Here is a 19,762-nt window from a genome sequence, read left to right as displayed (position 1 = left end):
TAGGGTATGTCGCAAAAAGACCAGCGAATAGACGATTATATTGCCCGGGCACAGCCATTTGCTCAACCAATCCTGTTGCATATACGGGAGCTAATTCATAGAATTTGCCCGGATGTAATCGAAACTGTCAAATGGGGATTTCCACATTTCGAATACAAAAAATCCTTGCTTTGCAGTTTCGCAGCATTTAAAAATCATTGTGCTTTTACGTTTTGGAAGGCAGCGCTAATGAATGACCCCATACTGCTACAGCATGCAGCGGAGGAAAAATCAATGGGACATTTAGGGCCTATCAAATCAATCCAGGATCTTCCAACTAATTTTCCTGCTCTTCTTCTTGAGGCAATGTGGCTCAATGAACAGGGTATCAGGATTCCACGTAAACCTGGAAGTAACCATAAAGAATGTATGCTTCCAACAGAATTTGAACAAGCCCTTCGTAAAAATCATCGTGCATGGGAAGTGTTTGATAAATTCAGTTACAGTAACAGGAAAGAATACATCGAATGGATCACGGAAGCAAAAACCGAGACCACCCGCTATAAACGAATTTCTCAGGCAGTTGAATGGATCGCGGATGGCAAAAACCGAAATTGGAAATATCAAACCAGCTGATTACTTCAATAAGCGAAGTTCATACAGGTCATGTCGCCGATCTTTTAGCGTTGTTACACTTCCATATTCATGCAGTTCTGTAAGTAACGTTAGGTCAACATCGGAAACGATGATCATTTCCGTATTTGGAGTGGCCTCCGCTTTAATTCCATTCACGGGAAATGCAAAGTCTGATGGTGTCAATACCGCCGATTGTGCAAATTGCAAGTCCATGTTGTGAACTTTTGGAAGATTTCCAACCGTACCAGCTATGGCAACAAAACATTCGTTTTCAATTGCTCTTGCAGCAGCACAATAACGCACCCGGTTATAGGCATTTTGCGTATCCGTCAGAAATGGAACAAAAAGAATTTGCATTCCCTGATCAGCAAGCAGTCGTGATAATTCCGGGAATTCAACATCATAGCAAATCAAAACGCCCACTTTGCCGGCATCCGTTTCAATCACCTTTATTTTATCTCCCCCCTTTATTGCCCACTCATATTCTTCAGATGGAGTGGGATGAATTTTATCGCAGGAATCGATTCGTCCGTTTCTATGTAAAAAATAGGATGAATTATATAATTCACCATCACGCAATGAAGGCATGGATCCCCCAATGATATTTACATTGTATGAAATCGCCAGTTTGGATAAGGCTTCTACAATATCCGGCGTAAACGAAGCCAATTCCCTGATAGCAGCATGTCCGGGCAGGTTATTAAACTGCTCCATAAGCGGAGCGTTGAATAATTCCGGTAACAGACAAAAATCAGAATTGTAATCACTTACTGCATCCACGAAATACTCCACCTGTTCCAATAAATCTTTTACTGATTTATACGGACGCATCTGCCACTGAACCAAACCGATTCGTACAAAATCTTTACGCATTTTAAGCACATTGCTATTTGGCTCATAATAGACATTATACCAAACCAACAGGGTAGCGTATCCGCGTGATTCTTTGTCTTCCGGAAGATAATGTTGCATCACCTTTTTTATCTGGAAATCATTGGCGAGTTGAAAACTAAGGGTACCATCATGCAATTCCCTGCGTTTTACTTTATCGATGTATTCCCGAGGAGTCAGTTGGTCGGCATATTTGCTATAACCCGGGATACGTCCACCAGCAACAATTGCGCGCAGATTTAAATTTTCACACAAAACTTTTCTGGCATCGTACAAACGACGTGCTAATCGTAAACCACGATACTCAGGATGAATAAACATCTCTATTCCATATAAAACATCGCCCTTGGGATCATGGGTATCAAATGTATAATTTCCGGTTACCTGACGATAGGAATGGGTATCCCCAAATCGATTGAAATTAACTATCAATGTTAATGCACAACCAACCACTTTGCCCTCCAGCGCCACACAAATCTGTCCCTGTGGAAATTTACGGATCAATTTTTCCAGCGATTCTTCCCCCCAATACTGTCCCCCCATACTCGCATATGCCTCAATCATTGATTCTTTCAATTCCTGGTAATCCGCCATTGTTAAATTCCTGACTTCTATTGTTGCGTTTTCCATATACCTGCCTTTTCTGTAAGTTAAACAATTAACCCCCGTAAGACCGGAAGGTTGTTAAGATCTCATTAATCCTGCCTAAAATTACCAGTGAAAGCCAGTAATTTGCAGAATGACCCCTATTATTTATTATTGTTACGATGCTTATTGTGGCTGGTGTTATGGTTTTAGCCCCGTAATTAAAAAAATTCAAATGCTTTATGCCGATCAGGTTGCATTTGAAGTATTATCCGGCGGAATGATTTTGCCCGACCAGCCGCGTCATATTGGGGTCATGGCTGGTTATATTTCTGAAGCATATAAGTCGGTGGAGGAATTAACCGGAATTCGATTCGGCCAAGATTATCTATGGCATATCTTCCATCCCGATCAGAGCGATTGGTATCCTCATTCGGAAAAACCTGCTATTGCTTTATGCGTTTTTAAAGAAATTTATCCGAACCGTCAGGTTGAATTTGCGGCCGATTTGCAATATGCACTTCATTTTGAAGGACGTGATTTATGTGATAATGAATCGTACCGCCATTTATTGGCGAAGTATGAAATAAACCCGGATGAGTTTTATGAAAAGCTCAAATCCGATGAGTTTAAAGAAAAAGCCTATTACGAATTCCAACTTTGCAAACAGCTTCAGGTTACAGGTTATCCCTGCGTATTGATTCAGGTTAGTGAAAGCAGGTTTTTTATGCTTGCCCGGGGTTATACGGAAGAAGCTGCACTTATTCAGCGAATTGAAGCCGTCTTAGCCGACTTAAATAAAAACTAATGCTATGATCCTTACGGTAACTCCGAATCCTGCTGTTGACAAAAGCACCCGGACCAATCAGCTAATTCCGGAGAAGAAGCTTCGCTGTAGTGAATTGGTGGTGGAAGCCGGTGGTGGTGGAATTAATGTTAGTAAAGGATTGATGCGATTAGGTGCACCTAATCTTGCCCTTATCACAAGCGGAGGATTTAATGGACAGCAGTTGGAATCCTGTTTGAAAAAAGAGGGTCTTACCTATTCTACGGTCGCAATCCGGGGAGAAACCAGAGAAAATCTGGTTGTTCTTGAAAAACAAAGTAATAATCAGTTCAGGTTTGTTTTACCCGGACCAACACTAGAAACTGAAACAGAACTTGCCCTACTTGACGCCGTTCAGAACCTGCCCGAAAAGCCCTCTATTATTGTTGGAAGTGGCAGCCTTCCTCCCGGATTTAGTGAAAATTTTTATGCCAGGCTGGCGTTGCTCGCAGAAAAGATAGGTGCAAAGGCTATTATTGATTGTTCAGGAACACCGCTGGAACTGGCTGTGGAAGCAGGCGTTTTTCTTATCAAACCTAACCTTCATGAACTGAGCCAGTTAGTCGGACTAGCGGCTTTAGAAACCGATCAGGTGGTGGACGCCGCTCAAAAACTGCTGGAAAAGGGTCGGTGTGAAGTAGTGGTTGTTTCTCTTGGGGCACAGGGTGCATTGCTTGTTACAGCAGATGAGGTTGTCCAGGTTCCTGCACCAACTGTAAAGAAGCAAAGTACGGTAGGAGCAGGTGATTCAATGGTAGCCGGAATCACCTACCAACTGTCGAAAGGCGGCTCACCGATCGAAATGATCCGTTATGGTGTGGCCTGCGGAACGGCTGCAACTATGAATCCAGGCACAAAACTGTTTAATACCTCTGATGTTGATCGTTTATATAATTGGCTTGAAAAACATTAATTTTTTCTACAATAATTGGATTCCTAATCAGACATAGTTGTAACTTTAAGAAATTTTATTATATGAAACGGCTATCCTTTTTAATTGGGTGCCTGATCACCCTTATTCAAGTAACCAACGCACAATCTGGCCAGGATGAAATGATGAAAGCCTGGCAGGCCTATATGACCCCTGGAGATATGCATGCTTTACTCGCAAAAGATGATGGAGAGTGGAAAACAGAAATGAGCCTATGGATGGATCCGGGATCGCCTCCTGTAAAGTCTTCCGGTAAAATGAACAATAAAATGATTCTTGGTGGCCGATACCAGGAAGCCCGATATAGTGGAGATTTTATGGGAATGCCAATGGAAGGAATTGGAATAACCGGATATGATAATGCAAAAAAAATATTTATCAGTACCTGGATTGATAATCTCGGATCCGGGGTGATGAAACTGGAGGGCCAGTACGATCCTGCAAGCAAAGCAATAAATTTTTATGGCAGTTCTGTAGACCCGATGACAGGAAAAGATATGAAGGTTCGGGAGGTTCTGAAATTTATTGATGATAAAAATCAGTTGATGGAAATGTTCATGGTCCAGGATGGAATAGAGATTAAAACAATGGAAATAAAATTTACAAAACTTTGATCATCTATTTGTTGATTCTACAATAGCCGGCAACTTATTGGTATTCCTGTCATTACGTGATGTTAGTAGTTTAAAGTTGCTATCTCCATAGCGAAATCAAAATATCGGTTACGTGTGTCTGTTATGTTTGTTTTTGCGATTTTGCACTGAATAGTACTACCAGTTTCAGTTTAATTTTCGAAAAAAGAAATCGATCCGGCTGCTATTATCTGTCTGTCCTCCATCCACCCATGCATGAAGGGAATCTGATCCGTTGAATTGATATACGATTCTTTTTGGAAAATCATGTGTGGCGTTTTCAAAAATAAATTCATCGTTAGCATGACTAGTCAGTTTGAAATTTATTCTTCCCTGATCCGGTTGATTAAAAGCTTTCGCCTGATACAATATCACATTATTTATCTCAACCAACCGGGTCTCTTCTGATACAATCGTGTCATTGCCATTAATTTTATACATCCTGCCTTCCAGTAAATTTGATTGCACCAGTTTCCATTCCTCGAATTCAGGACTTGATTTTCCCAACCGCTGCCATCGGCCTTCCAAACGGTACAATTCCTTAAATTGATCCGTTACTAATTCCGGTTCATCCTTTGCTACAAGAAATAAAAGGAGTATAAAAACTATTGATTTCATAGTAGGTATCAGACAGATGTTAGAACTGTATTCTAACATCTCCTTATGAGTTTAACATTTCCTGAAGATTGCAATCGCGGTTTCTTAAATCTATTCCTCCCTCAAACAGGCTTTTTAAATTGGATAAATAAAAGGTCCAGCCGGTTTTACAGCCAATATGGAACTTGAATTTTGAGTTTTCATCTTCGGGAATATGATCCTGTACCAATTCTACAATCTGTTCATCTCCAGCCAATAATAATCGAACAGTACAAATGCCAGCATTTCCAAAACGGAACCTGAAGAGATCCTGCCCATTTGCTTCCAGGATTTCTCCCAGTTCAAAAACCTCATCAGGATAACCAAACCATAAAAAAGTATATTGGCAACCCTCACCTGCCAGCTCTTCTTGATCCAGTATATAACCTTTCCTGTCAACATACTCACAGCTTCTCAAAAACCAATATTCCATACCTGCACGGGTAGACCAAGCATCATAAAGATCGCTTCTCCTTGCTTTCACATTTATGCGAACTGTAAAACGGCTCCAATCTTCTGAACTCATGCTGTAATAATTTATGAATTCTAAAGCAAACTTCGGATTTACCGGTTTTATTGAATGGGTACAGAGTACAAAGCTACCCGATTCCCTTCGGAGTCGAGAAATACAGCCATAAATCCAATATCAGCAGCTATTTCCGTTTTAGGTACCAGAATTTTTCCGCCCGCATCTTCTATGCGATCTAAAACCAGCTGAAGGTCTGGATTGGCATTCAGATATATCAAACTGCCATTTGACTGTGGTTGGTAAAAATCAGGGGCATAGGTTAAAGCGCCACTAATAAAAGTAAAATCAGTAACCGGAAACATCCGCATTGGTAAATTTGGCATATCCATAGCTACCATTTCAAAGCCAAAAATAGTTTCATAAAATTTCTGTGCCCGCCCAAGATTGGAAGTTGGAATCTCAAACCAGCTGATTGCATGTTGTGACATATACTTGATTTTAACGTCGTGTTCTAACATTGTTCTAACACCTGTCTGACACTTACCTCCAGAGACCGATGATTGCCCCCATCAGCGTGAGTGCAACCAGAGAATAGCCTCCATTGATCAGAATGTGTTTCCAGGATTTCAATTCAAATAAGCTATGAATCGCAATGGCAGAAAAGGTCCAGATACCAGCCAAAAATCCAGCAATTGTTCCCCATGAAATATCCGTTTTCATTTCCGCACTATCTACCAGGAACATTCCGAGATTAGCCGCCATCAATAAAGAAAAAACAGCCGTAAATCCAAAAATCTTTCCCTTATTACCTGAACGAATCTGCTCTTCAGTTAATCCCGACTCCCGCATCCAGGTATTTCCAAATAAACCCGGCGAATACCAGATTCCCCCTACCACAAAAGCGGATAATCCCGCTACCAAAACGGCTAGCCAGTTAATGCTGCTTATATCCATATTACTTGTTTTGATTCCTAAACTATTAGCTAAATTCACATAGACCAAGTGAACCAGCATGAACCCGGAAGTCAGGGTGACCAAACCCGAATTTTCCCCGACAAAACTTCCACAGGAAGGAAATAAGATCAACGATATCGGCTTCCGTGTGATCCTCATTCCTTTTTGCGGAATAGCTATTCCTTTGCTAACTTCTTTTGTCCCCTTTCAACTGTTTAGTCTCTTACAAATCAAACTCAGCTTCCTTTATACAATAGGCCTGGCATTTGTTGTTTGGGAAGGAAACCGGTTTCTGCTCTTTACCCTCCGCTCTTATTTCAACTGGTTCAATCAACCGGTAAAAAAAATCTTTGCCCTCCTGCTCGTAATCCCCTTTTTTACGATCCCAATTACTATACTCCTGCTAGTTGGCTGGTTTCATCTCTTTCTAGAGGCACAAATCAATTGGACTGCTATCTGGAATAATACTCTGATCATTCTTATTTCGGTAATCTTTATAGTTCATGTTTATGAAACGGTGTTCCTTGTAAAGGAATCCGAATCTGAAATTCTGCGAAACGCAAGTCTGGAAAAAGCAAGAGCGGAAGCTGAATTGCAGGCACTCAAGAACCAGATTGATCCACATTTTATGTTCAATTCGCTCAACACACTCAGCCACCTGATCAGTTCCAATCCCGGAAAAGCGCAAATTTTCAATGATAATCTGGCAGAAGTCTATCGGTATATCCTCCAGAATAAATCCCGTGATCTTGTATTGCTGAAGGAAGAACTCAGCTTCATGGATAATTATATCGCTCTTTTAAAAATCCGCTTTAGCGATTGTATCATTATTAAAAAAGAAATTCAGGAAGATTGTCTGGATAAATACCTCCTTCCACCAATTTCATTGCAAATTCTTATCGAAAATGCCATCAAACACAATGAGTTTTCCAAAAAACAGCCACTTACTATCAATATCATCGAATCAAATGGGCAACTTTCCGTATCCAATGAAATCCGGGAAAAAAAACTCCGTCAAACCAGCGGCATCGGGCTTGCTAATCTGCTCGAACGCTTTATGCTAATTACTTCAATCCCCCTGACAATTGAAAAAGGGAATGGCTTTTTCTTTGTACGGCTTCCCCTTTTAACCCTGCGTTGATATGAAAATATTAATCATTGAAGATGAACTTCCCGCAGCTGAGCGCTTATCTGAAGCGCTTTTTCAATTACGAAATGATTTGGAGCTGCTTTCAATTCTGCAAACGGTTAAAGAATCGGTCCAATGGTTGAAATCCCACCCGCACCCCGATTTGATTTTTATGGATATCGAATTGACCGACGGACAATCTTTCCACATTTTTGATGAGGTAAAACTCGATTGTCCGGTTATTTTCTGTACGGCATACGATGATTATTGGCAAAATGCATTCGAACATAACAGTATTGACTACCTGTTAAAGCCGATTGCTCAGGTAAAACTTTCGGCTGCCCTACAGAAATATGAACTACTTAAAGCACATTTTTCAAACTCTTTCGAACAACTTCAGAAATTTAGAAAAAATCCTGACCAGTTTAAAAAACGATGGCTCATTAAAAGAGGCACTGACTATATCGCACTTAAAACAGAAGAAATCGCTTTTTTTTATGCCGCCCACAAAATGGTTTGTCTGGTAGATGCAGGCGGACAAAAATACCTGCTTGATAAATCTTTGAGTGATATTGAAAGGGAACTTAATCCTGCCCAGTTTTTTCGTCTAAATCGGCAGTTTCTGGCCCATATAAATTCCATAAAGAAATTAAAATCTATAGGTAAGGGCAAGTTATTGGTCGAATTGCACCCTGCCGCCCCGGAGGATGTCCTGATAAGTTCAGAACAAACTGCGGCTTTCAAAGAATGGCTGGACGCCTGATCCCCCACCCGCCGGGTAAGGAATTTGTTTTATCTTGCACCTCCCTTACAATTTTGTAGATATGGAATATAACAGAATCATTGCCGTAACCGGATTACCCGGATTGTTTGAATTAGTAGCCAGTAAAACCGATGGAGCGATCGTTCGCTCACTGGATGATCAGACTACCAAATTCGTGTCGTCGCGTAAGCACAATTTCTCTCACCTGGAGAGCATTGAAATTTATACCAAGCGTGATAATATAAATCTTGTGGAAATCTTTAAAGCCATGAAAACCACTGGCCGCGAGCTTCCTGATAGTAAAGATGGCAATGGTTTGAAGGCCTATTTCGAAAAAACATATCCTGATATGGATTTCGAAAGAGTCTATGCCAGCGATATGAAAAAGATGGTGAAATGGTTTGAAATCATCGACAAAAACAACATCGAATTCATTCTTCCTGAAGCTGATGCAAGCCCCGAAGAGGGTAAAGTTGCTGAAGCAGCTGAAACTACTGCTAAAACGAAAAAAGCAGATAAAGCCACAAAAGCCGAAACGACTTCTAAAGAAGAGGAAACAGCTGAGGAAAAACCTAAAGCAAAGAAAAAAGCAGCTCCTAAAAAAGCAGCTGAATCCAGTTCTGACCTAACTGAAGAAACTACCGAAGAAAAGCCGAAAAAAGCGGCCCGTAAGAAAAAATCAGAAGAATAAGACTCTAATTATGTCTATCGCCAATATTCAGAAAGCGCCCCGGCAGTTCCTGACCGAGGAATTTACCATTACTACCTGGGATGTACTTGAACCCTATTTTATGGACCTGCTCAACAGGCCCCTTCATTCCAGCGATGAACTCGAAAAATGGATGGCTGATTGTAGTGAGCTGGAAGCGGTCATCAGCGAAGATGCCTGCTGGCGCCAGATTCGCATGACCTGCGACACAGAAAATAAAGCGTTGGAAGAAGCTTTCACCTTTTTCGTGATGGAAATTCAACCGAAAATCCAGCCTTATGCCGATCAACTAAACAGAAAGCTGATCAGCAATGAATACACTAAAGGACTCGATCAGCAAGAATATTTTACCTATCTCCGGTCAGTAAAAAAGTCAATTGATCTTTATAGGGAAGAAAATATCCCTCTTCAGGCGGATCTTTCTGTATTAGCCCAACAATATGGCGTTATTTCTGGCAAAATGACGGTTACGTTTGATGGCAAAGAATATACGCTTCAACAGGCTACTAAATTCCTGGAACATCCCGACCGTACCAAAAGGGAGGCTGTATACCGCAGCATACAGGAACGTCGGTACCAGGATCGCGAACAACTAAATGAGCTTTTTAGTCAGTTGGTAGAAAAGCGACATCAGGTTGCTCTCAATACAGGATTTGCCAATTACCGCGATTACAAATTCGCAGAAATGGGCCGTTTTGATTATACAAAAGAAGACTGTTTCGCTTTTCATGAAGCAGTAAAACAGCATGTGGTACCCCTGGTTGCAGAAATTTATCGGAAGAAACAAGCCAAACTTAAGCTGGATACCCTTCGCCCCTGGGATACGGAAGCTGAACCCGATGGAATCGAACCTCTTCGCCCCTTCAAAACAAGTGAAGAATTACTCGAAAAAACCATCGAATGCTTCCGAGAACTCCGTCCTCTTTTTGCAGACTGCCTGGTAACTATGAAAAAAATGGGGCATCTTGACCTCGAAAGCCGAAAAGGTAAAGCTCCGGGTGGGTATAATTGTCCACTGGCTGAAAGTGGTGCTCCTTTTATTTTCATGAACGCTGCCGGACAAATGCATGATGTTACAACAATGGTACATGAAGGCGGTCATGCCATTCACAGCTTCCTTGCCCACCCATTGCGGCTTTCGGCATTCAAAGAATACCCGATGGAAATTGCTGAAGTGGCAAGCATGAGTATGGAATTGTTCAGTATGGATTATTGGCACAGTTTTTTTGATAAAGAAGAAGAACTGTTACGTGCAAAAGAACACCAGTTGGAACGAGTAATTACTATTTTCCCCTGGATAGCGATAATTGATAAGTTCCAACATTGGGTGTATGAACACCCCCAACATAGTTTAGACGAAAGAGCAAATAAATGGCTAGAAATCAACGATGAGTTTGCTACCGGTGTACTTGATTTATCAGGATTGGATGAGTTTCGCAAATTCGGTTGGCAACGCCAGCTCCATTTATTTGAAGTTCCTTTCTATTATATTGAGTATGGAATTGCCCAATTGGGAGCGATTGGTATGTGGATGCAGTTCAAAGGTGACAAAAACCAGGCTTTAGACAATTATTCAAAAGCTCTTTCTTTAGGCGGAACCCGCACTTTACCTGAATTATACCAGGCAGCAGGTATTCCTTTTGATCTTGGTTCAAACCGTGTTAAAACATTGATGGACTTTGTGGCAGCAGAGATGCGAAAACTTTAAACAGATTTGAAAAATACCCACATTAGGGTATATGGAAAATTTGAAAAGAATGATTTATAACAATATATTTGTACAAGAAAACACTTAGAAAGATCAAACGAATCCTAACGGATTCTTAAAATAGCTACTAATCAGAGCCTTAACCAAAAGTCCCGGTGTGTCTACATCGGGGCTTTATTTTTACCCCTGTTTTATTGACATTTGTCAGAAAGAACTTATCCACCACTTTTTCGTTTAGTCACGCGAGCAGGCCTTGCATTTACCATTCACCACCACCTGGATCTGGCTGGATTTATATCCTCTCGGCAAGCGTATAACCGGCACCGTTACTTCATCCAGACAAACGGTATTTCCACATTTATCGCAAACAAAATGAACATGATTATCATGGTGATGGCCTTCTCCGCATTCATCTTTACACAATGCATAGAGTACACTATTATCTGCAGTTGGTATGGAATGAATTATTCCTTTGGACAAAAAAACCTGTAACGTACGATACACCGTAACCCGATCAAATTTTTCACCAGTCCTGCGCTCTATATCACCATGTGCCAATGCACCAGGCTGATCCAGAAATAATTCGAGAATTTTAACCCGGCTGCCTGTAATGCTTAACTGATTCTTCTTTAAGATATCCTGTATGGCTTCCTGCATAAAATTTGATTAGAACGTTGATTTGGGTAATCGTGATGCATCCGTTACAGATTCTTCCAATAATACTGGAATATCATTGATCATCTGATCAACTTCTTCTTTTTTCAAACCATCATAAATTCTGCGTACACGACCCGCTTTGTCGACCAAAGCAAAAAATTGTGTATGTATAAACTGATCCTCAATCCGTTCATTATTATTCTTTGGATCATCTAACAAATAACTCACACGGGCTGCCAGATATAAACTGTCTTTAGGCCCGGTCAGGAAAAACCAATTGGCATTATTGACACCCATAGAATCTGCATAAACTTTCATTCTTGCTACTGTATCGACCGCAGGATCAACCGAATGCGACAGTATCAAAAATTCAGGATTGCTTTTGTATTGATCAAACACTTTTTTCATGTTGGTATTCATTTTGGGGCAAATACCCGGACAGGTAGTAAAAAAATACTCCGCCACATACACTTTACCCTGAACCTGATCCTGTGTAAAGGAGTTTCCATGCTGATCATTAAAGCGAAATGGTTGGACATAGCTCAAAACCGGCATCTTCACTTCACCAAAACCCGGCAATAATTTTGTCATCGCAAAAACAAACCCGACAAACAAAACAGCAAAAAACCCTATAAAAAAAATCGTTTTCTTACTCATGCTTGCAAATTTACACCCTTATTTGATCCCCTGACCCGACTGGTGGCACCGGTCGGCTGAACAGATCTAATTGTTAAGAAGATTTATTTTGCAACAAAGTTGCATCTGTTTATTTTTGCCGTCCGATGTCATTTAAGATTAACTGGGACGCCCTGGGTATTGCAACATCCGTCGCCTGTGCGATCCATTGTGCTATTTTACCTTTGCTGCTTAGCAGCCTGCCTATATTTGGAACAAATATCATTGATAATGAAGCATTTGAGTATTTAATGATATTCATCGCCTTTATTATCGGAGCCAACGCCCTATGGCATGGGTACAAACGCCATCACCATAAATCCGGACCCTATATTATTTTTGGTGTTGGAATTCTGTTACTTCTTGCAAAGCAGGTTTGGCATGATCTTCAGATCTGGTTTCTGGTTCCAGCCGTAATTGCTGTCATTTACGCCCACTTTCGCAATTATCAGCTCTGTCGGAAAGCCAATCATTGCCATACGAGCGACTGTAATCATTGACTACCAGACCCATTCAAAGGCAGATTCCCTAAGATTTCCTAAATTCACAAACATTGCCAGCTGGCATTTGTTATTTTTGCAGTTAAACGTGTTGAACTATGATTAAAACCGGAAACCCCGTTATCAGCATCTATACAGAAATGACTCCCAATCCGGAAACCATGAAGTTTGTTGCCAACAAACTCCTGTATCCAGGAAGAAGTATCGACCTGCCTGATATGGAAAGTGCGAAAGCCTCTCCCCTTGCTGTTGAACTCTTTGGATTCCCATTTATTAAAAGTGTTTTTGTTGCCAGCAATTTTGTTACGCTGACAAAAACTCCGGAAACCGAATGGAGTGATGTTATCCCTTCTATCCGTCAATTCCTGAAAGATTATCTGGAAGAGGGAAAAGTGGTGGTAAATGAAGAAGAGGTAGCAGCTCTAAAACCTCAGGGCAGTAATGAAGTTAGTGCCGATGATGACGACGTTGTAAAGCGGATCAAGGAATTGCTGGAAAATTATGTAAAACCAGCTGTTGAAATGGATGGTGGTGCAATCCAGTTCAAAAGCTATCAGGATGGGGTAGTTAATCTGATGATGCAGGGTTCCTGCTCTGGTTGCCCAAGTAGCATGATTACCCTGAAAGCAGGGATTGAAGGTATGATGAAACGTATGATTCCTGAAGTAAAAGAAGTTGTGGCAGAAGCAGAATAAACTTTCCGTTTTGGCAAATGATGACCACTTCCATATTTATCCGATTGCTGAATCAGCCATTACCATAGAATATGGGAAGGAAATTGCTATAGAAGCAAATCAGGTTTTACTTCGTCTTCAACAACGTTTTCATACATCTCCTTTTTCTGGCTTTATTGATACCAGTATAACTTATAATAGCCTGTCGGTTTTTTTTGATCCCAGGCAACTCTTTTCAGAAGGCCAGCCATCACCGCTGGCCTTTGTTTTAAACCGGATCAAACAGAACCTGAAAGACTTCTCGCAAATTGCACAGGAACCTTTTAAGGGAACACATCATCTGGTACCTGTTTGTTATGAAGGGCCACTGGCTCCGGATCTTGATGCTGTTGCCGGCTTTCATAAAACTGATCCCGATTCAATTGTTCATGCCCATTGCGCGCAGGACTGGTATGTTTTCATGATTGGTTTTAATCCCGGGTTTTCCTATATGGGTATCTTGCCCGATACGCTCGCCATGCCCCGGAAAAGCAGTCCCGCTTTGCAGGTTCCAGCCGGATCTGTCGGCATCGCTGGTAAACAAACGGGTATTTATCCAAATTCCTCTCCGGCGGGATGGCAGATCATTGGTCGAACACCCCTCCTCGTTTTTAATACAAAAGAATCCGAACCCTGTCTGTTTAAAGCAGGCGACACCGTTCGTTTTACCCGCATCGATTTAGAAACTTTTCAATACCTCAATCAGCATGCGAATCCTTAAATCCGGTATTACCACCATACAGGACCAGGGACGGTTCGGGCATCGGAACCGGGGATTACCTGTAAGCGGCTTCATGGACCCTTTGGCCGCCCGCCTCGGAAACTTATTGACAGGAAATGAAAGCAATGCTGCATGCCTCGAAATTAGCAGAGGAGCGTTCAGCGCCAGCTTTGGTAGAACCTGTTTACTCGCACTTACGGGTAAAGGTTTCGATGCTTATGTAAGTGGAAAACCAATTCCTTTTTATCAGCCCTTCCTTATAAAAGAAGGCGAATTCCTGCAACTTTTTCCAAAAGAAACAGGCTTTACCTATCTATCTGTTCATGGCGGAATTAGATCAACACCTGTTTATGGAAGCCGATCAACACACCTGGCAAGTAAAATTGGTGGTATGAATGGCAGGCCACTCCGTTCGGGAGATCACCTGCCAATTACGTTGATCCCGGACGAAAACGGTCAGCGAATAATAGATTATCTCTTAAAGGAAACCCATCATCATCAGGTTCGATTAAGCCTTTCCGTAGTACCCGATTATTCCAGTAAAGAAGTTCGTTTTATATCCGGACCAGAATATCACTGGTTTTCAGGAGAAGCACTTGGATTCCTACAATCATCCGGCTTTCTGCCCTCCGCCTTATCCAATCGAATGGGTTCCAGATTAATCGGCCCTGAACTTCAACGGATAAACCCTTCCGAATTACTCTCGCAGGCTGTATTACCAGGCACCATGCAGGTGAGTCCGGATGGTCAGCTTCTTATACTTCTTGCAGATGCTCAAACTACCGGCGGGTACCCACGCATAGGTCAGATAATTCAGGCTGATCTGCATCTCGCTGCGCAACAAAGCCTGGATACTCCTATCCACTTCAAACAAGTATCATTGGATGAAGCAGAAAAGTTGCTACTTGCTCAGGAAAAACAGCTGCTTCAGCTCACGCGCGACTATTATCTTTATTTTTCCTAAAACTCCTGTAATGGATATTAATTGTGACCTCGGTGAGGGTTTTGGCTGTGAGGCAGCCATCCTGCCATTTATCAACTCAGCAAATATCGCCTGTGGGTTACATGCCGGATCACCCGCCGAAATGGCCAATACAGTTGAATTGGCAAAAAAACTAAGCGTTCATGTTGGGGCACACCCCTCCTGGAACGATCGGGCCAATTTTGGAAGAAAAGCACAGCAGATGCCGCCTGCTGAAATCAAAGCACTGATAAGCTATCAGTTAGGAGCGCTTGATGCAATTTGCCGGCAGGCAGACTATCCCATGGTACATGTAAAGCCGCATGGAGCACTTTACAATCAGGCTGGCACAGATCCAGTAATTGCTATGGCAATTATAGATGCTATACAAACATTCAACCCATCCCTTCATCTCTTTGCGTTATCCAACAGCATTTTGGCAAAACTCGGCAGGGCAGCCGGACTCCTTGTAAAAGAAGAGGCTTTTGCAGACCGACGTTATACTTCAAACGGTCAGCTTGCTCCACGTAGCTTTGCCAACTCCGTTCTTAAAAATACCGACGATGTTCTGAAACAGGTTGATTTACTTGTTCGCTCTCAGCAGGTTTATACCATTGAAAATACAGCCTTGAAGCTGCATGCTGATACTATTTGTATTCATGGGGATGGACCTACCGCCATTGAACTGGCAAAAGCTGTTCACCAATATCTTCAAGCATCTCCGCAACTATGAAAAAAAACAGCTCATCTGCCTTTTGGGCTGCGGCCTTTTTAATGGCTACCTCGGCAATTGGTCCGGGTTTCCTAACCCAAACCACCGTATTTACTCAGAACCTGCTTGCCGGATTCAGTTGTATCATCTTAATTTCAATTTTACTGGATATCGGTGTTCAAATGAATATCTGGCAGATCATTTTTGCCCGAAAACAAACAGCCAATCAGGTCGCAGATGAACTCCTTCCCGGATTGGGAAAACTCCTGACTTTGCTTATAGTAACAGGTGGATTTGCTTTTAATATTGGAAATATTGCCGGTGCCGGACTTGGTCTGGAAACAATAACAGGGATCCCAAACCGTATTAGTGCCGGAATCAGTGTTGCTTTATTATTGCTTCTTTTATTCAACAAAAACAAAGCTCTGCCATTCATGGATGCCGCTGTTAAATGGATGGGCATACTGATGATAGTATTAACCGCTTACGTCGCATTTTCATCCGGGCCATCTCTTAAAAATCTGGTTACTGAAACTTTCCGGCCCAGCCGATTTGATTATACCGCATTACTTACTATTGTTGGTGGCACTGTAGGCGGATATATTTGTTTTGCCGGAGCTCACAGAATGCTGGAAGGATCAGGTGTCGAAAACATCAGTTTGCCTTCCGTTCGATCTTCTGCTGCCACCGGCATACTAGCTGCGTCCATTATGCGCTATTTATTGTTTTTGGCAGCATTGGGTGTGGTTAGCAGGGGCATTGTGCTTGATTCTGCTAATCCGGCAGCAGCTGTTTTTCGGCAGGCCGCCGGTGAAACCGGATTTCGTTTATTTGGAATAGTTATGTGGTGTGCGGCAATCACTTCGATTTTAGGCTCCGCTTATACCTCTATTTCTTTTGCTCGTACATATATGCCCTGGTTGCAACGGAATCCGGAAAAAGGAACTATTATTTTTATACTCTGCTCAACAGTAGTTTTTCTGGTTTGGGGCAAACCGGTGCAGCTCCTATTGTCAGCTGGCCTTGTAAATGGATTTATTTTACCAATCTCCCTGATTATTTTGCTCCTATCTATCCATAAAAATAAAAACGGCTACCAACATCCGAAAATCCTGACAAGTATCGGATGGCTGATAGCCGTATTGCTCAGTTGGGCTTCTATCCAAGTGTTGCTTCAGAACTGATAGCTGTATTCAGCAATTTGCTGATCGGGCAATTTTGCTCGGCGTCTTTTACACAAGCTTCAAATTTCTCTGCAGAAATTCCAGGTACCACACCTTTTACTTTCAAATGAGATTTGGTAACTGCTCCATTTTCAAACGTAATATCGCAGGTAGTTTCCAGAGAGGTGGGGGTAAATCCAGCTTCACTCAGCACGAAACTTAGTTTCATGGTGAAACAGCCGGAATGTGCAGCAGCCACCAGCTCTTCGGGATTGGTGCCTATTCCACTTTCAAAACGAGATCCAAATGAATATTGAGTTTCACTCAGTACACCACTTTGAGTAGTGAGATGCCCTTTTCCTTCTTTACCGGAGCCGTTCCAAACGGCAGTTGCTTTACGAATCATGGTTATATTTTTAATAGTTGATAATGCCTTCCCAATTTACGCCCCTATTGGTTAGGTAACGCAGGATAAATTCAAAACAGGCCGAATTACTTCCAACAAGTTCCGGAGGAAATACTCCTTTTTCGTTGAACTGGCCGGTGACAAGCAATTCTGCCACCGCAGTACAGGTATATCCCGTTGTACGAGACATGGAAGATGTTTTTGTTGGCTCATCGTATCGATCCAGCAGATTGTATTCAACCCGCATTCGTTTCCCTTCCTTATGCCCCTCCACAATTACCCTCATCACCGTAAACTCAGGTTCTTCTTCTCCAAGCTTCCATTCCTTAAACAACAAAGCAGAACTTAGATCAAGCGGCCGAACTGCCTGCCCCTTAACATCAATAAATTCATTACTAAAAAACCCTGCCAGTTGCAATGCCTGGATCAAATCTATATGTCCCGGGTAACGCAGCGTTTGTTCTTTTAAGTCAGGAATATGCGGCATGGTATACAGCAGCGATCTCAATCCATCCGTGTTAAATGCCTCCAGGGTTCCAATTCCATCAAAGTTCATCAGGCTTCTTTCCGACAAAGCAGGCTTTGTAACGATCACTCCATTTTCCTTCAGTCGTGCCGGGCGGGTATATTCTTCAATTACATCCACCGGTGAAAAAGGTGCTTTATATTCAAACGGCTTTTTGCGAATGAGTGGCAATCCGCCAACATAACATTCAAAGCGTTGTACCTTCATTTCCTCATTATAACGGCCGAGAATAATATTTCCCATTCCGGGTGCAACGCCACAATCTGTAATTGCAGTAACTCCTTTCAATTTGGCTAATGCATCCAACCCCCTTGCGTCTTCCGGAAAAAACGAAATATCAACTACTGATTTTCCAGCCTGAATAACCGCTTCGAGGGATTTATATCCCATGAATCCGGGAACAGCGATAATCACCAGATCAAAATCAGCCAACCACACTGAATAGGAAGAAAAATCTGAAAGATCTGCAACCTGAATAGAAATGTCCGAAGCTCTCCGGTGCAACTGTTGAAGGGCAGTTTCATCTCTGTCAAAAGAGTGAATATCATGTCGGTCGGCCAGATCAGCTGCAATGGTTCTGCCCACCATTCCGGCACCTAAAACAGCTATTTTCATGTAAAGAATTTCCGGCAATCTAAAAATTCTGACGCATTTTTAGCGAATGGAAACGATTTGGCAACAATTCCTGGCTGGTTTGATGCAGACCACGGCTTTAGAATTTATAGCGGTAACCACAGGAATTCTGAGTGTGATATATAGCAGGAAAGAAAATATTCTACTATATCCTGTAGGTTTAATCAGCACCACGATATTTATTTACCTAAGTGTTAAAGGTCATTTGTATGGTGAAGCCAGCGTAAATCTTTATTATACCATCATGAGTATTTATGGATGGTGGCTCTGGGCTAAAAAATCTCCGGATAATAGTCCCGAGTTGAAAATTACCCATTCAAACAGAAAGGAATGGATAAACCAGCTCCTCTTTTTCCTGCTTTTTTATGTAGTGCTTTTCATTAGCCTGACCTGGTTAAAAAAAGAATTTGCACCTGAAGCAATTCCCTGGGCAGATGCATTTGCCAGCGCCAGTGCCTATACCGGAATGTGGTTGATGGCCAGAAAAAAAGTGGAGAGTTGGTATTGGTGGATCATTACAGATATCGCTTCCGTACCACTCTACTATTCTAAGGGATATGTATTTACGGGATTTCAGTTTGTTATACTAACAATCCTTGCAATTGCCGGACTCCAATCATGGAAACTTAAGAGCCAAAGCGCTAAATTGCCGCTGCAATGATGAAGAAAATTGTGATAGTTGGACCTGAGTCTACCGGTAAAAGCACCCTTTCCCAGGAATTATCGGAGTATTATTCCAACCGTTTTGCAACGGCATGGGTACCGGAATACGCTAGAGAATATCTCGACAACTTAGGTCGTCCGTATACATATGAAGATCTGATTCCAATTGCAAAAGGACAACTGGAATCGGAAGAAAAAACAGCCCGTGCATTATCCGAAGCTGCAGGAGATCAGGCTTCCATCCTGTTTGTAGATACCGATATGATGGTTATGCAGGTTTGGTCGGAATTCGTATTTCAGAAATGTGATCCTTTTATTTTAAATGAAGTTGTCAACCGAAAATATGATCATTACCTGTTGATGCAAACTGATCTTCCCTGGACATACGATAAATTACGTGAATACCCTGATCTTGAAAATCGGGAACGGCTTTTCAAACATTATTATGATATACTGCAAAGGCAAAATACCAGTTGGTCTTTAATTGCAGGTATTGGCAAGGAGCGAAGCCAGGCAGCCATTCGGGTCATAGATAACTTGCTCACCCGCTAAGCTCCCTTATTTTTGCAGCTGAAACCAACAAC

25 protein-coding genes are annotated in these 19,762 nt (G+C 41.9%); 16 read left to right on the top strand and 9 right to left on the bottom strand.

Annotation, left to right across the window (positions count from 1 at the left end):
• Positions 1-6: 6 nt before the first annotated feature.
• On the top strand, positions 7-615 hold the full coding sequence (locus B2746_RS20695) for a YdeI/OmpD-associated family protein (protein ID WP_290798478.1): 609 nt from the start codon (positions 7-9) through the stop codon (positions 613-615).
• On the opposite strand, the gene B2746_RS20690 is transcribed toward B2746_RS20695, so the two are convergent.
• Positions 616-2,136 (bottom strand): carbon-nitrogen hydrolase family protein, encoded by a 1,521-nt coding sequence (locus B2746_RS20690; RefSeq protein WP_290798475.1) that lies wholly within the window; start codon positions 2,134-2,136, stop codon positions 616-618.
• A 109-nt stretch (positions 2,137-2,245) separates the two neighbouring features.
• Here B2746_RS20690 and B2746_RS20685 point away from each other — a divergent pair, with 109 nt between their 5' ends.
• From B2746_RS20685 to B2746_RS20675, 3 genes are all read left to right on the top strand, one after another.
• Entirely contained in the window at positions 2,246-2,899 is a 654-nt protein-coding gene (locus B2746_RS20685; protein ID WP_290798472.1) for a DsbA family protein, read from the top strand.
• Between the two features lie 4 nt (positions 2,900-2,903).
• On the top strand, positions 2,904-3,830 hold the full coding sequence (locus tag B2746_RS20680; protein ID WP_290798469.1) for a 1-phosphofructokinase family hexose kinase: 927 nt from the start codon (positions 2,904-2,906) through the stop codon (positions 3,828-3,830).
• A gap of 62 nt (positions 3,831-3,892) precedes the next feature.
• Entirely contained in the window at positions 3,893-4,462 is a 570-nt protein-coding gene (locus B2746_RS20675; RefSeq protein ID WP_290798467.1) for a DUF1579 domain-containing protein, read from the top strand.
• Between the two features lie 165 nt (positions 4,463-4,627).
• Here B2746_RS20675 and B2746_RS20670 read toward each other — a convergent pair whose 3' ends face one another.
• The 4 genes from B2746_RS20670 to B2746_RS20655 are packed head-to-tail and all read right to left on the bottom strand — an operon-like array spanning position 4,628 to position 6,539.
• Complete coding sequence (locus B2746_RS20670) at positions 4,628-5,098, bottom strand: DUF6265 family protein (protein ID WP_290798464.1); 471 nt, start codon at positions 5,096-5,098, stop codon at positions 4,628-4,630.
• A gap of 43 nt (positions 5,099-5,141) precedes the next feature.
• Complete coding sequence (locus B2746_RS20665) at positions 5,142-5,642, bottom strand: SRPBCC family protein (RefSeq protein WP_290798461.1); 501 nt, start codon at positions 5,640-5,642, stop codon at positions 5,142-5,144.
• Between the two features lie 47 nt (positions 5,643-5,689).
• The gene (locus B2746_RS20660; protein ID WP_290798457.1) at positions 5,690-6,073 is read right to left on the bottom strand and encodes a VOC family protein; all 384 of its coding nucleotides are present in this window, start codon (positions 6,071-6,073) and stop codon (positions 5,690-5,692) included.
• A gap of 52 nt (positions 6,074-6,125) precedes the next feature.
• Positions 6,126-6,539 carry a DUF1761 domain-containing protein gene (locus tag B2746_RS20655; RefSeq protein WP_290798454.1) on the bottom strand — a complete coding sequence of 138 codons (414 nt, stop codon included), beginning with the start codon at positions 6,537-6,539 and terminating at the stop codon, positions 6,126-6,128.
• Positions 6,540-6,597: 58 nt separating this feature from the next.
• Here B2746_RS20655 and B2746_RS20650 point away from each other — a divergent pair, with 58 nt between their 5' ends.
• From B2746_RS20650 to B2746_RS20635, 4 genes are all read left to right on the top strand, one after another.
• Positions 6,598-7,680: a sensor histidine kinase gene (locus tag B2746_RS20650; protein ID WP_290798451.1), complete on the top strand. Its 1,083-nt coding sequence runs from the start codon at positions 6,598-6,600 to the stop codon at positions 7,678-7,680.
• A gap of 1 nt (position 7,681) precedes the next feature.
• A complete protein-coding gene (locus B2746_RS20645; RefSeq protein WP_290798448.1) occupies positions 7,682-8,431 on the top strand; it encodes a LytR/AlgR family response regulator transcription factor in 750 nt (249 codons plus the stop codon).
• Positions 8,432-8,492: 61 nt separating this feature from the next.
• Entirely contained in the window at positions 8,493-9,122 is a 630-nt protein-coding gene (locus B2746_RS20640) for a DUF5606 domain-containing protein (RefSeq protein ID WP_290798447.1), read from the top strand.
• A 10-nt stretch (positions 9,123-9,132) separates the two neighbouring features.
• Entirely contained in the window at positions 9,133-10,848 is a 1,716-nt protein-coding gene (locus B2746_RS20635) for a M3 family oligoendopeptidase (protein WP_290798445.1), read from the top strand.
• A 234-nt stretch (positions 10,849-11,082) separates the two neighbouring features.
• Here the strand turns inward: B2746_RS20635 and B2746_RS20630 are convergent, their stop codons facing one another.
• Both B2746_RS20630 and B2746_RS20625 read right to left on the bottom strand, forming a co-directional pair.
• Complete coding sequence (locus B2746_RS20630) at positions 11,083-11,505, bottom strand: Fur family transcriptional regulator (RefSeq protein ID WP_290798442.1); 423 nt, start codon at positions 11,503-11,505, stop codon at positions 11,083-11,085.
• Between the two features lie 9 nt (positions 11,506-11,514).
• Positions 11,515-12,162 (bottom strand): SCO family protein, encoded by a 648-nt coding sequence (locus B2746_RS20625; RefSeq protein WP_290798439.1) that lies wholly within the window; start codon positions 12,160-12,162, stop codon positions 11,515-11,517.
• Between the two features lie 125 nt (positions 12,163-12,287).
• Here B2746_RS20625 and B2746_RS20620 point away from each other — a divergent pair, with 125 nt between their 5' ends.
• The 6 genes from B2746_RS20620 (at position 12,288) to B2746_RS20595 (ending at position 16,971) form a co-directional block, all read left to right on the top strand.
• The gene (locus B2746_RS20620) at positions 12,288-12,680 is read left to right on the top strand and encodes a MerC domain-containing protein (protein WP_290798436.1); all 393 of its coding nucleotides are present in this window, start codon (positions 12,288-12,290) and stop codon (positions 12,678-12,680) included.
• A gap of 98 nt (positions 12,681-12,778) precedes the next feature.
• Positions 12,779-13,375 carry a NifU family protein gene (locus B2746_RS20615; RefSeq protein WP_290798435.1) on the top strand — a complete coding sequence of 199 codons (597 nt, stop codon included), beginning with the start codon at positions 12,779-12,781 and terminating at the stop codon, positions 13,373-13,375.
• Between the two features lie 10 nt (positions 13,376-13,385).
• On the top strand, positions 13,386-14,114 hold the full coding sequence (pxpB, locus tag B2746_RS20610) for a 5-oxoprolinase subunit PxpB (RefSeq protein ID WP_290798433.1): 729 nt from the start codon (positions 13,386-13,388) through the stop codon (positions 14,112-14,114).
• Positions 14,101-15,078, top strand: a complete 978-nt coding sequence (locus B2746_RS20605; protein ID WP_290798431.1) for a biotin-dependent carboxyltransferase family protein — start codon at positions 14,101-14,103, stop codon at positions 15,076-15,078. Before pxpB ends, B2746_RS20605 begins: the two co-directional genes overlap by 14 nt.
• Positions 15,079-15,088: 10 nt before the next feature.
• Complete coding sequence (locus B2746_RS20600; protein WP_290798429.1) at positions 15,089-15,808, top strand: 5-oxoprolinase subunit PxpA; 720 nt, start codon at positions 15,089-15,091, stop codon at positions 15,806-15,808.
• On the top strand, positions 15,805-16,971 hold the full coding sequence (locus tag B2746_RS20595) for an NRAMP family divalent metal transporter (protein WP_290798426.1): 1,167 nt from the start codon (positions 15,805-15,807) through the stop codon (positions 16,969-16,971). The genes B2746_RS20600 and B2746_RS20595 overlap by 4 nt, the downstream gene beginning before the upstream one ends.
• On the opposite strand, the gene B2746_RS20590 is transcribed toward B2746_RS20595, so the two are convergent.
• Together B2746_RS20590 and B2746_RS20585 are read right to left on the bottom strand one after the other, a co-directional pair.
• Positions 16,946-17,362 (bottom strand): OsmC family protein, encoded by a 417-nt coding sequence (locus B2746_RS20590; RefSeq protein WP_414655288.1) that lies wholly within the window; start codon positions 17,360-17,362, stop codon positions 16,946-16,948. The two genes, B2746_RS20595 and B2746_RS20590, sit on opposite strands and share 26 nt — an antisense overlap.
• 4 nt (positions 17,363-17,366) lie before the next feature.
• Positions 17,367-18,497 carry a saccharopine dehydrogenase family protein gene (locus B2746_RS20585; RefSeq protein ID WP_290798420.1) on the bottom strand — a complete coding sequence of 377 codons (1,131 nt, stop codon included), beginning with the start codon at positions 18,495-18,497 and terminating at the stop codon, positions 17,367-17,369.
• A 46-nt stretch (positions 18,498-18,543) separates the two neighbouring features.
• Here B2746_RS20585 and pnuC point away from each other — a divergent pair, with 46 nt between their 5' ends.
• Both pnuC and B2746_RS20575 read left to right on the top strand, forming a co-directional pair.
• The gene (gene pnuC, locus B2746_RS20580; protein WP_290798417.1) at positions 18,544-19,176 is read left to right on the top strand and encodes a nicotinamide riboside transporter PnuC; all 633 of its coding nucleotides are present in this window, start codon (positions 18,544-18,546) and stop codon (positions 19,174-19,176) included.
• Positions 19,173-19,730 carry an ATP-binding protein gene (locus B2746_RS20575; RefSeq protein WP_290798414.1) on the top strand — a complete coding sequence of 186 codons (558 nt, stop codon included), beginning with the start codon at positions 19,173-19,175 and terminating at the stop codon, positions 19,728-19,730. Before pnuC ends, B2746_RS20575 begins: the two co-directional genes overlap by 4 nt.
• The last annotated feature ends 32 nt before the right edge of the window (positions 19,731-19,762 follow it).

Origin of the sequence: Flavihumibacter sp. UBA7668 (genome assembly GCF_002483205.1) — a bacterium.
Lineage (GTDB): Bacteria > Bacteroidota > Bacteroidia > Chitinophagales > Chitinophagaceae > Flavihumibacter.
The sequence above is the reverse complement of the archived record's forward strand: the minus strand, read 5'-3'. Positions and strand labels throughout refer to the sequence as shown.

Bases quoted from the DNA above. Each gene is read 5' to 3' on its own strand.
- B2746_RS20695 (WP_290798478.1), top strand. From the start codon at position 7: ATGTCGCAAAAAGACCAGCGAATAGACGATTATATTGCCCGGGCACAG.
- B2746_RS20615 (WP_290798435.1), top strand. From the start codon at position 12,779: ATGATTAAAACCGGAAACCCCGTTATCAGCATCTATACAGAAATGACT.
- B2746_RS20645 (WP_290798448.1), top strand. From the start codon at position 7,682: ATGAAAATATTAATCATTGAAGATGAACTTCCCGCAGCTGAGCGCTTA.
- B2746_RS20690 (WP_290798475.1), bottom strand. From the start codon at position 2,136: ATGGAAAACGCAACAATAGAAGTCAGGAATTTAACAATGGCGGATTAC.
- B2746_RS20600 (WP_290798429.1), top strand. From the start codon at position 15,089: ATGGATATTAATTGTGACCTCGGTGAGGGTTTTGGCTGTGAGGCAGCC.
- B2746_RS20680 (WP_290798469.1), top strand. From the start codon at position 2,904: ATGATCCTTACGGTAACTCCGAATCCTGCTGTTGACAAAAGCACCCGG.
- B2746_RS20675 (WP_290798467.1), top strand. From the start codon at position 3,893: ATGAAACGGCTATCCTTTTTAATTGGGTGCCTGATCACCCTTATTCAA.
- B2746_RS20640 (WP_290798447.1), top strand. From the start codon at position 8,493: ATGGAATATAACAGAATCATTGCCGTAACCGGATTACCCGGATTGTTT.
- B2746_RS20585 (WP_290798420.1), bottom strand. From the start codon at position 18,497: ATGAAAATAGCTGTTTTAGGTGCCGGAATGGTGGGCAGAACCATTGCA.
- B2746_RS20575 (WP_290798414.1), top strand. From the start codon at position 19,173: ATGATGAAGAAAATTGTGATAGTTGGACCTGAGTCTACCGGTAAAAGC.
- B2746_RS20685 (WP_290798472.1), top strand. From the start codon at position 2,246: ATGACCCCTATTATTTATTATTGTTACGATGCTTATTGTGGCTGGTGT.
- B2746_RS20655 (WP_290798454.1), bottom strand. From the start codon at position 6,539: ATGGATATAAGCAGCATTAACTGGCTAGCCGTTTTGGTAGCGGGATTA.
- B2746_RS20670 (WP_290798464.1), bottom strand. From the start codon at position 5,098: ATGAAATCAATAGTTTTTATACTCCTTTTATTTCTTGTAGCAAAGGAT.
- B2746_RS20625 (WP_290798439.1), bottom strand. From the start codon at position 12,162: ATGAGTAAGAAAACGATTTTTTTTATAGGGTTTTTTGCTGTTTTGTTT.
- B2746_RS20620 (WP_290798436.1), top strand. From the start codon at position 12,288: ATGTCATTTAAGATTAACTGGGACGCCCTGGGTATTGCAACATCCGTC.
- B2746_RS20605 (WP_290798431.1), top strand. From the start codon at position 14,101: ATGCGAATCCTTAAATCCGGTATTACCACCATACAGGACCAGGGACGG.
- B2746_RS20665 (WP_290798461.1), bottom strand. From the start codon at position 5,642: ATGAGTTCAGAAGATTGGAGCCGTTTTACAGTTCGCATAAATGTGAAA.
- B2746_RS20595 (WP_290798426.1), top strand. From the start codon at position 15,805: ATGAAAAAAAACAGCTCATCTGCCTTTTGGGCTGCGGCCTTTTTAATG.
- B2746_RS20650 (WP_290798451.1), top strand. From the start codon at position 6,598: ATGAACCCGGAAGTCAGGGTGACCAAACCCGAATTTTCCCCGACAAAA.
- B2746_RS20660 (WP_290798457.1), bottom strand. From the start codon at position 6,073: ATGTCACAACATGCAATCAGCTGGTTTGAGATTCCAACTTCCAATCTT.
- pnuC (WP_290798417.1), top strand. From the start codon at position 18,544: ATGGAAACGATTTGGCAACAATTCCTGGCTGGTTTGATGCAGACCACG.
- B2746_RS20635 (WP_290798445.1), top strand. From the start codon at position 9,133: ATGTCTATCGCCAATATTCAGAAAGCGCCCCGGCAGTTCCTGACCGAG.
- B2746_RS20630 (WP_290798442.1), bottom strand. From the start codon at position 11,505: ATGCAGGAAGCCATACAGGATATCTTAAAGAAGAATCAGTTAAGCATT.